Origin of the sequence: Trichocoleus sp. FACHB-262, assembly GCF_014696035.1 — a bacterium.
In the GTDB taxonomy this organism is placed as follows: Bacteria; Cyanobacteriota; Cyanobacteriia; order FACHB-46; family FACHB-46; genus Trichocoleus.
The window spans coordinates 1-10,103 of sequence record NZ_JACJPK010000107.1 but is presented as its reverse complement, the minus strand read 5'-3'; the positions used below and the strand labels follow the sequence as shown (position 1 = coordinate 10,103).

Annotated in this window: 8 protein-coding genes and 1 pseudogene; 8 read left to right on the top strand and 1 reads right to left on the bottom strand. The window is 50.9% G+C overall.

The window, feature by feature from the left end; translation table 11 throughout:
- The first annotated feature begins 142 nt into the window (after positions 1 to 142).
- The 5 genes and pseudogenes from H6F68_RS25575 (at position 143) to H6F68_RS25555 (ending at position 4,380) form a co-directional block, all read left to right on the top strand.
- On the top strand, positions 143 to 2,089 hold the full coding sequence (locus tag H6F68_RS25575; protein ID WP_190563423.1) for a CHASE2 domain-containing protein: 1,947 nt from the start codon (positions 143 to 145) through the stop codon (positions 2,087 to 2,089).
- Positions 2,090 to 2,189: 100 nt separating this feature from the next.
- Complete coding sequence (locus H6F68_RS25570; protein WP_190563421.1) at positions 2,190 to 2,909, top strand: DUF928 domain-containing protein; 720 nt, start codon at positions 2,190 to 2,192, stop codon at positions 2,907 to 2,909.
- A 70-nt stretch (positions 2,910 to 2,979) separates the two neighbouring features.
- Positions 2,980 to 3,198: a hypothetical protein gene (locus H6F68_RS25565; RefSeq protein ID WP_190563419.1), complete on the top strand. Its 219-nt coding sequence runs from the start codon at positions 2,980 to 2,982 to the stop codon at positions 3,196 to 3,198.
- Between the two features lie 139 nt (positions 3,199 to 3,337).
- A pseudogene (locus tag H6F68_RS25560) lies at positions 3,338 to 4,147 on the top strand (IS5 family transposase).
- A gap of 68 nt (positions 4,148 to 4,215) precedes the next feature.
- Positions 4,216 to 4,380, top strand: coding sequence for a hypothetical protein (locus H6F68_RS25555; protein ID WP_190563417.1), 165 nt, complete (start codon positions 4,216 to 4,218; stop codon positions 4,378 to 4,380).
- 332 nt (positions 4,381 to 4,712) lie between these two features.
- Here the strand turns inward: H6F68_RS25555 and fusA are convergent, their stop codons facing one another.
- Positions 4,713 to 6,782 (bottom strand): elongation factor G, encoded by a 2,070-nt coding sequence (gene fusA / locus H6F68_RS25550; RefSeq protein WP_190563415.1) that lies wholly within the window; start codon positions 6,780 to 6,782, stop codon positions 4,713 to 4,715.
- Between the two features lie 455 nt (positions 6,783 to 7,237).
- Between fusA and H6F68_RS25545 the strand changes: the two genes are divergently transcribed.
- The 3 genes from H6F68_RS25545 to H6F68_RS28620 all read left to right on the top strand — a co-directional run bounded on the left by H6F68_RS25545 (position 7,238) and on the right by H6F68_RS28620 (position 10,038).
- Positions 7,238 to 8,422, top strand: a complete 1,185-nt coding sequence (locus H6F68_RS25545; protein ID WP_190563413.1) for a ScyD/ScyE family protein — start codon at positions 7,238 to 7,240, stop codon at positions 8,420 to 8,422.
- 365 nt (positions 8,423 to 8,787) lie between these two features.
- Positions 8,788 to 9,336 carry a GNAT family N-acetyltransferase gene (locus tag H6F68_RS25540; protein ID WP_190563411.1) on the top strand — a complete coding sequence of 183 codons (549 nt, stop codon included), beginning with the start codon at positions 8,788 to 8,790 and terminating at the stop codon, positions 9,334 to 9,336.
- An 84-nt stretch (positions 9,337 to 9,420) separates the two neighbouring features.
- On the top strand, positions 9,421 to 10,038 hold the full coding sequence (locus H6F68_RS28620; RefSeq protein WP_242065659.1) for an alpha/beta hydrolase: 618 nt from the start codon (positions 9,421 to 9,423) through the stop codon (positions 10,036 to 10,038).
- Positions 10,039 to 10,103: the final 65 nt, after the last annotated feature.

Sequence of the window (10,103 nt, the reverse complement as noted above, 5' to 3'; positions counted from 1 at the left end):
CGAAGCGGATGAACATCTCGGAGCGGACGGTGCAATACTATTGGAACAAAATCCGAGACGTGTTGGAAGTCTATCCTGACACCGACAAGAATCTGCGGATTCAGACGGAATTGAGGGCCAGAGAAGTAGGACTGATTGACTAGTGAGCCACCAACTTTGGAAAACCTTGCAAGCTGAAAGCAGGATCTGGCGGAGAAGTGCGCTGCCAGGGTTGCTAGTAATTGCAGGAGTCATTCTAGCTCGGCTGACGGGAGGATTGCAGTTTTTAGAACTGGTCGTGCTGGATCAACTGTTGCGATCGCGCCCCTCCGAACCGACCGATGAGCGCATTGTGATTGTAGGGATTACGGAAGCAGATATCCAACGCGCTAAAACCTATCCGATTCCGGATGGTGTGATTGCCCAGTCAATTAATCGATTGCAAACTTATCAGCCTGCCGTCATCGGTTTAGATATCGTGCGAGATCTCCCTGTAGAACCGGGACATGCAGCTTTAGCATCTATTTTTCGGACCCAAGCCAATGTAATCGGTGCTGAAATTGCCCTCCCAGACCGCAGTGGCTTTACCGTGGCTCCTCCCCCAGCGTTACCACCCGAACAAGTTGGGTTTGCGGATGTGGTGCCCGATGGAGATGGGTATCAGCGACGCAGTCTCCTTGGAGCGCACGATCGCCAGGAAGAATATAATTTCTCCTTCACGATGCGGTTGACAGAAGCATATCTCGCCACCAAAGGCATTGAACTCAACAACGGCATCCGAGACGCAGAAGCCATGCGCTTTGACTCAGTGGAGCTGACACGGTTTCAACCTAACACCGGAGGCTATGTCAGGGGGGATGCGGGGGGCAATCAAATTTTGCTCAATGTTCGCAGTGGGCTAAAGCCCTTTCGAGTGCTCTCCCTGGCTCAGATTCAGGCAGGGCAGGTTGATCCTGATTGGCTACGGGGAAAGATGGTGCTGATTGGGGTGATGTCGTTTAGTGCGAAGGATTTGGCGAACTCTGGAGCGATCGCGGGGATTAATCCGGGGCGCATCTACGGGGTGGAGATGCAAGCCCATGCCATTAGCCAGATTACCAGTGCGGTGTTGGATAATCGTCCGTTACTCAAAGTTTGGAGTGACGGCTGGGAATATGTGTGGATTGTCGGCTGGGGTGTAATCGGTATCAGTTTGGGGCGTTGGTTGCGATCGCCGGGGCGTCTGCTTTTGGCCTTAGCCGTGGCGAGTGGCAGCTTGATTGGCCTCAGTTATGGAGCGATTCTGTTAGGTTGGTGGATTCCGCTAGTGCCCGCCCTGTTGGGATTGGTGCTCAATGGAGCAGGGCTGACTGCTGCCTTGTTCTACCGTCATGAACAGCAGTTGCGATCGCGCTTGGAAGAGCGGCAGTTTGTGATTCAACAAATTTTTGATGCCATTCACAGCGAACCGTTGCAACTGCTCAGTAAAGTGTTGCGCGAAGAACAAGCCCAAGACCACCCCTCGCCTTTGCTCTCCGATTTGCAGCGCATGAAGCAGGAGATCTATGCCATTTTTGGCTCTGCTCAGCGCAAGGTGTTTGACGAGGCAGGGAATTTGCAACTGGGTGGAGAGATTGAGTTTGCCCTGCAAGCACCGCTTCACGAACTGCTCTACAGGGTGTACATCAACACCCTAGAACGAGATTTGCCCCATTTCAGCCATCTCAAATTCAAGATTGTGCAGTTTGAGCCTTTAGACACGCAGCACCTGCGTTTGGAGCACAAGCGAGCCCTCTGTCGATTCCTGGAAGAAGCTTTGTGTAATGTAGGCAAGTATGCGGAGGGAGCAACCCGCCTAACCGTAACTTGTCAACCGGAAGGCAATCAGCAGGTGATTCGGGTCACAGATAATGGGCGAGGGCTCGCTGGGGTAGCAGTGGAGATGCCAGAACAGTCTCTCGCTCGCAAATTTCCTCAGCTCAAGTTCAAATCTTCTAGGGCTGGGATGGGAACTCAACTGGCAGAAAACCTGGCGAGACAGTTGGGAGGCAGCTTTCGGCGTTACCCAAACAATCCGAAGGGGCTGGTGTGTGAGCTAACTTGGCCGCAGCAAAAAAGGTGGTGGCGTTAGGGGGATTGCGCTTTCCCGCAAACCTAAATTGTGGCCAAAGCCTTGGTGTGTTTACGGTGTTTCCCCTATCGTTAAACACAAAATAGGGAGAATTGCGGAAATGACTCATCAATTCCAACTGTCTCTAGCGCAGCGATCTCAACGGTTTGTGGGTTTAGTCCTGGGTTTCTGGCTGACCCTGGCACCTGTGGCGATGGCGAAATATGTGCCCCCGAAAAAAGCTTCAGCTCCCAGAACTACGAGCACGACGATCACCAGAGGGGGTTGCGCTGCGAATGCTTCTGGTCAACTGGCGACTCTGGTACCTTACAGCCATGTGGGATTGACGACGGCAAAGCGGCCCACGTTTGCTTGGTATGTACCCAATCGCGAAGCTTACCCGCTAGAGTTTCGCTTATTCCGCTCCAATGGGCAAGGGCTGTATAAGACGCAAATGCAGAGCCAACCGGGGGTGATGCAGTTCTCGTTACCCGCTGAGCAACCAGAGCTACCACCGGGCGAATATATTTGGCAGGTGGCGTTACAGTGCGATCGCTTCTTTCCACCAGTAGTGGTGAGTGCGGAAATGCAAGTGGTGCAGCCTAGCCCAGAATTAGAGCAACAACTGGCAGCAGAACCAAATGCCCAAAAACGTGCCAACCTCTATGCCGAGAATGGCCTCTGGTATGACGCGCTAGCCGCAGCCTTAAACAATGTTGGCAATCCTGAAAATCAATCAGTCCTTCTAGATTTGTTCAATTTTCTCGCTGCCACAGACACCCAAACGCTCAAGCAATGGAGCGATCGCCTCCTGCAACCAAGCGCAAGCCAAGTCCCATAGACCCCACAATAATACAAACGCCCATCTTCTAGTTGCCAAGGTACGATGTCCTGATTCAACTCCTCAGCTTATGCGCCCCCAAAGAATCGCCCTCTTAGTCTCACTCCTAGCCTCCCTTCCAGTAGGTCTAGTACTGCCGCTATCCATCACTTCTAACCCAACTCCTGTGACTCAGGCACAAACCCTTGAGTCCCGCATTACAGAAGCAGGTCGTTGGTTAGAGCAGGGGGGCAGCAATACAGAAGGAGTCAATATCAGGAAGCAATCAAATCTTGGCAGCAAGCACTGACAATCTATCGTGCTACCTTAAATCGCAATGGTGAAGCTGGAGCACTAAATAACCTAGGACGTGCTTTAAAACCCGAAGCTAGAATAGAGATGAAGAGACATAAGGAACAACTGTAACGATATTGGTTGCACGCAATCCAATCTCACGTAAAGACTTAAACAATCAACAATGGCAACGACTCCAACCCCTGTTGCCCAAACCCAGTCCAAAAGGTGGACGCCCTGCCAATGACCATCGCACCGTCATCAATGGCATTCTGTGGATTTTTCGCACCGGAGCCCCTTGGCAGGACTTGCCCGATCGCTATGGAGAGTGGGAAACTGTCTCAGGACGCTTCTATGCTTGGCGCAAGCGTGGACTCTGGCAACAGATCCTGAAGCAGTTACAGCAGCAGGCTGATGGTGCAGGTGAGTTTGACTGAAGGCTGCACTTTGTGGATGGCAGTGTGATTCGAGCGCATCAACATGCAGCAGGAGCAAGCGGCAGTGATGCGGAGAGCGAAGCACTGGGATATAGCAAAGGTGGGTTTAGCACCAAGATTCATCTGCGCTGTGAGGGCAATGGCAAACCAGTGACCTTCCGGCTGACGGTTGGGCAACGCAACGAGTCGGTGGTGTTTGAGTCTTTGATGGAGCAAGGTGAGGTCAAACGAGTTGGCTGTGGACGACCCCGTCTGCGTCCGCAACGAGTAGCAGCAGACAAAGCCTACACGGGACATCCCATTCGCTTCTATTTACAGCGACGTGGGATTGGAGCTGTCATTCCCCGTCGCTCGAATGAATCTCGACGAGGGACACGATTTGACCGTCAGGCTTATCGAGAGTGCAATCGCATTGAACGAACGATCAATCGCTTCAGGCAGTTTCGACGCATTGCCACCCGCTACGAGAAACGGGCAGAGAATTATCTCGCCATGCTCTCCATCGCTGCAATTCTCCTTTGGCTCTAGGCTTTAAAGCACGCCCTAGGCTGGCTTGTAGAATAAAGCAGTCGGCAGCTTCATCCAGCGTTCCTTCTATGACCCTGAATACCCAGGTTGAACCAGAAATCGTGCAAACCCATGTAGAAGACAAGAGTCATTCGGAGTCAAATGCTGAAAAGATCCTCTGTCCTCATTGCCTAAGAACCGCAACCAATGGCATCAAGTGCCAGGGAATCTGTGTCGCGGATAGCGACTACTAGAGATCAAGTTGGCGATTTAGTGCAGAAGAGAGCGATCGCATTGCCATTCCCTATTAGCCTAAGATAGAACTTTATTGTCTGAAGCTTCCTGACAGCAGGAGTTTCAAGGATGCTCAATCGCTGAAATATCCTTAAGGTCTCAATCATGGTAAGCCCTTCTTGGCCCCTGGGGAGGGGTGGCGAGCATCCTTCAGTTTCATGGCATCTGACTGAGATTTGCTGCACCACCCCGTTCACTATTCGTGGATCTTGAGGAGTAAGTTATACCCCTCAACCCGAGCCCAGAGTGCCGCGACGCTCACACTCCTGAGACCTATTTCCAGATGAAGGGTTTAGCCGCGCAGATGAGCGGCGTTTTCCATCAGCTGCTGTTGCAAGTTGGCAGGGACCGCCTTGTTGCAGGCAAACTCCATGGAGAAACTAGCTTGACCGGAAGACAGCGATCGCAACTGGGCAGAATAACCGAACATTTCCACGAACGGTACTTCGGCCCGGATAACGGCGTAATTTGCCATCGTCTCAGAACCCAGCAGAAGGCCGCGACGAGACGAGAGATTGCCCTGGACCCGCCCGACATACTCGTTCGGTGTCTCCACTTCCACGAGCATCATCGGTTCGAGGATGACTGGCGTGGCTTTGGCAAAGGCTTGCTTGAGGGCAAGACTCGCCGCAGTTCGGAATGCCATTTCCGAAGAGTCAATTGCGTGGTAAGACCCCGATTCTAGGATCACTTTGACCCCCACAATCGGATAACCGATGAGATGGCCATTCGTGATCGCTTCGCGGAACCCTTTCTCGCAAGCAGGGATGAATTCTTTGGGAATCGTACCCCCAACCACCCGATTCTCAAACGCAAACGGTTCTCCACAGGGTTCAATCCGACCGACCACATGAGCATACTGACCAGGACCGCCACCTTGCTTCTTGAGCCAATAGTCGAAGGTCGCTGACTCGGTAATGGTTTCGCGATAAGCGACGGCGGGCGCACCGACGTCCACTTCTGCGTTGTATTCCCGCTTCATGCGTTCGATATAGATTTCTAGATGCAGTTCGCCCATCCCCGAAATCAGGGTTTTCTTGGACTCCGGATCGATGCTGACGCGGAAGGTGGGATCTTCGCGAGTAAAGCGATTCAGCGCCTTCGATATCTGAGCCGCATCGTCCCGTTTCTTGGGCGCGATCGCGAGCGTCATCACGGGTTCTGGCACAAACATCCCTTCTAAAGAAAGCTGAGTTCCTTCCGAGCAGAACGTATCGCCAGAAGCGCACTCAACCCCCAGCAGCGCGACAATGTCCCCAGCAGTGGCACTTTGGACCTCCTCTTGTTTATTCGCGTGCATCTGCACAATTTGGCTCACCAGCACCCGTTGGTGGGTGCGACTGTTGTAGATGCGTTGTCCTTGACGCAGCGTCCCCGAATAGAGGCGGGTATACGTCAGTTGTCGGTAGTCATCTTGGGCAATTTTGAAAGCCAAGGCCACCAGTGCGCCCTCCGGGTCTGGATAGACAGGAATCGGCTCATGAGTGGCAATCGCGATCGCTTTGACCACCTCTCGATCGACTGGTGAGGGCAAGTAAAGCGCCACCGCATCCAATAAGTTCTGAACCCCCTTATTTTTGAAGGCGGAACCGAGCAAAACTGGCGTCAGTTGCAAGCTTAACGTGGCTCGCCGCAGGGTTTCCCAAATCATTTCTTTAGGAATTTCTGCGTTCTCAAGGAGCATCTCCATTATGGGTTCGGAAACCATTGAGAGTTGATCAAGCATCTTTTCTCGGGCTGCTTTTGCCTCCTCCCATAAGGGTTCGGGAATCGACTCAGTGACCCGAGTTTCGCCTTTTTCACCAGCAAAGTAGTTGGCTGTCATTTCAATCAAATCAATGACGCCTGCAAAGCGATCCTCGCTGCCGATCGGATACTGAAGCAGGACTGGGTTTAGAGCCAGTTTTTCTCGCAACAATCCCACGACGCGGAAAGGATTGGCACCTGAGCGATCCATCTTGTTAATGAAGGCAATCCGCGGGACTCGGTAGCGCTTCATCTGCCGATCGACGGTGATGGATTGGGACTGCACACCAGCCACGGCGCACAGCACCATAATCGCACCATCGAGCACCCGCAAGGCACGCTCCACTTCAATCGTGAAGTCCACGTGTCCAGGGGTGTCGATCAGATTGATTTGCGTCTCCTTCCAAACACAAGTTGTTGCGGCAGAAGTGATGGTAATGCCTTTTTGTTGCTCCAACTCCATGTAGTCCAACGTAACGCGATCGCTCCCTCCCCGAACTTCACCAATCTTGTAAATTTTGCCCGTGTAGTACAGAATCCGCTCGCTGAGGGTGGTTTTACCAGAGTCGATGTGAGCGGAAATGCCAATATTACGGATGTGCGTTCGGGGAATCATAGGACAATGCTCTACCTGATTAGAGCCGTGAAAAGTCATTTGCTACTTGTGTAGCAATTGCATACTACAGCTATACTACATAAATGACAAGGGTATGTGAAAGGAGAGCGATCGCGCGGTCCGCTTAGGGTTTATCGCTGGGGTCGAAGCGAAGCGTGTCGCCGCCGAACAGAAGAAATCAGCTTGATCAGCCCTCTAGAGCGATCTCACTCTTCCTGACATTAGCTGTCAACTGCTGCGTATAGATACGTAATTAGCACTTCATCGAAACTTTAAATAGTTATTATTCTAATCAAATATACTTGGGCAAAGAGAATTATTTGATATCCAACAATTCATTCAGCCTTCTAAAAGGGCAGTTGCCCTAACTTGTCGGTGATTTTGCTCAGTGAAGCAAGAGCAAGCGTAAGCGGATTCAAACAACCTACTGCAACGTCGCATTTGGGAGATTATCCATGTTAAAGCACTTCACCTTTGCCACAATCGGAGCAACTGTTGTCGCTCTTGGTCTCGGCAACACAGCGCTTGCTGCAACCTTTAAGATAATTGCAAGTGATTTAGATAATCCTCGAGGATTATCTATCGGCCCGAATGGTGCTCTTTATGTCACTGAAGCAGGACGGGGTGGTGCAGAACCCTGTATTCCTTCTCCCACAAATCCAACCGCATCCGTTTGTTACGGTGCCACAGGAGCCCTGACCCGCATTGAAAATGGCACAGTCACGAGAGTTGTAACTGGATTGCCATCGTTAGCAGCACCCGACGGGAGCGAGGCAACCGGTGCTCATGATGTTGCTTTTGATGCGACTGGACAACCTTATGTTCTCATCGGGCTGGGTAGTAATCCTGCTGCTCGAAGTACTTTGGGCGTGCCAGAGTTTGGACAACTGCTGAAAATTAATGCTCTCAATGGTGGCTCTGATTGGACGGCGATCGCAGACGTTGCCGCTTTTGAGCAAACTGAAAATCCTGATGGAGGCGGAGTCGATTCCAACCCTTACAGCTTTGTCATCCAAAACAACACCGCTTACGTTGCGGATGCGGGTGCTAACGCGCTGCTAAAAGCTAATCTGGATAATGGGGCAGTTGATCTAGCATCAGTCTTTGAGAGTCGTCTCGTGACCAACCCATTTGGGGGTCCTGACATTCCGATGCAATCTGTCCCCAATGCAGTGGCTAGTGGTTCTGACAATACACTCTATGTCGGTGAATTGACCGGATTTCCGTTTCCTGTAGGTGGTGCACGAGTCTATCGCGTTGCCAATGGTGTTCCTGAGATTTTTGCTGAAGGCTTTACCAACATCATTGACTTAGATTTTGATGCCAATGGGAACTTGTATGTTTTGGAATATGCCACGAATGGTTTATTGTCCGGTGACCTCACAGGTGCATTAACTCGCCTCAACCCCAATGGAACCCGCACCACCCTGCTGAGCGAGGGGTTGTTTGCCCCAACTTCATTCACGTTTGGTGAGAATGGGGATATCTTTATCGCGAACCGAGGAATTGCTGCAGGTCAGGGAGAAATTATCCGATTCAATTTTCATGATGATTCTCAATCAGTTCCTGAACCTTCCAGCTGGATTGGGTTGCTAGCGATCGCCTCTGTGGGAGGATTCTTGAAAGTGAGCCGACGCTAGAAGTCAGTGATTGTCGGGATGCTTAATTAGGTGAAGGACAGTTGAATTCACCATACTTCACCTAATTAAGGGCGATCGCCCTCACTACCTACTTCCTGCGACTCCACATAAAGCAACTGAAACTAGACGGAGTCAAGCGGTCGGGTTGTGTCACAAAAACTGGTTAGTGGAAGTAGGCAAGCCCAGATTTGTTTGACTCCTTCTAGGTCTACTCACTCTGGTGTCTGGATAACAACCCCCCCTTTTCACCGTTGTTTGGTGGAATGTTCGATTTAGTCAATAACGAATACTAGAAGACATTGATAAAGTTGTCTTTACCACTTGAGAACTGGCAAAGTTCTCAAGTTAATTCGGTAAAAATCAGCATGGATACTGTAACCAGTTTCTTTTTAGAACACTCTGGCTACTCAGTAAAACGTCTTACGCTAGACAACGCAGAAATCTTGCAAAAACTTTATGAGCAGTGTCTAGAGTTTGCTCTACTAACGGATGGAATCGCGCCCTCTCCCTCAGCCGCTCGGGATGAATTTACGGCTCTACCAGAAGGAAAGACAATAGAGGACAAATATATTTTGGGCTTGTTTAACTCGTCCAACATTCTGGTAGGCATGATTGAAGCAATTCGCCATTATCCCGACGACCAAACCTGGTGGATTGGGTTAATGATGCTTGCTCCTGGGCAGAGAGGAAAAGGGTTAGGAACAGAGTTCTATCGAGCCTTTGAGCGTTGGGTATTAGCGCAAGGTGCGTTTCAAGTTTCTCTGTCAGTGATCGAGGCAAATGAAGCGGGGTTACAGTTTTGGAAGCACCTAGGCTTTTCCATCGTTCGCAAAGTGCCACCGCAACAATTTGGTATCAAAACTCATGAACGTTATGAGTTGACCCGTATTCCTGGGCAGACCGCAAAATTTTGATAAAACAGCGCAAGAATCGGGCTTTAGGTTTTCGAGAACTTTTTCTACTCTTGAGTTGTTGAAATCCAAGCAGAGGAACCAACCATGAATGTCATCCAATCCCTGATTGCAACTGGCACGATCGCACTCGTTTCTCTTTCCTTCCTCCCTGTTGCCCTATCAGAGACAGTAAATCCTACTGCAATTACAGGTGAACCTGGACAAGTGAGGGCTGAACGACCTGCATCCTTCCAACCCGGACGCAACCGGGTTGTCTTCCAGAGCGAGGGTGAACAGATGGTGGGCAACTTGTACCTGCCAACTTCCTACAAATCTGGAGACAAGGTCCCTGTAATTGTCGTGACCGGTGCTTGGACAACCGTGAAAGAACAAATGCCTGCGGTCTATGCTCAACGCTTAGCCGATCGCGGATTTGCTGCCTTCACCTTTGACTTTCGCTACTGGGGTGAAAGTGGTGGTGCGCCCCGCCAATACGAATCGCCTGCGGCTAAAGTGCAGGACATCAAGAATGCGGTTACGTTTCTGAAAACCTTACCGGTTATTGATAGCGATCGCCTGGGTGGGTTGGGTATCTGTGCTAGTGCCGGCTACATGGCACAAGCCGTGGCAGAAGATTCTAACTTCAAATCCTTTGCAACAGTTGCCGCATGGCTGCATGATGGACAGGACTTACGCAGAGACAGACATAAACTAGAGGCATGAGCTTTGCCAAAGTGGATTACTGCCAGTACTTGCTGAGCAGTCCGATTAACTACACGATGACGAAC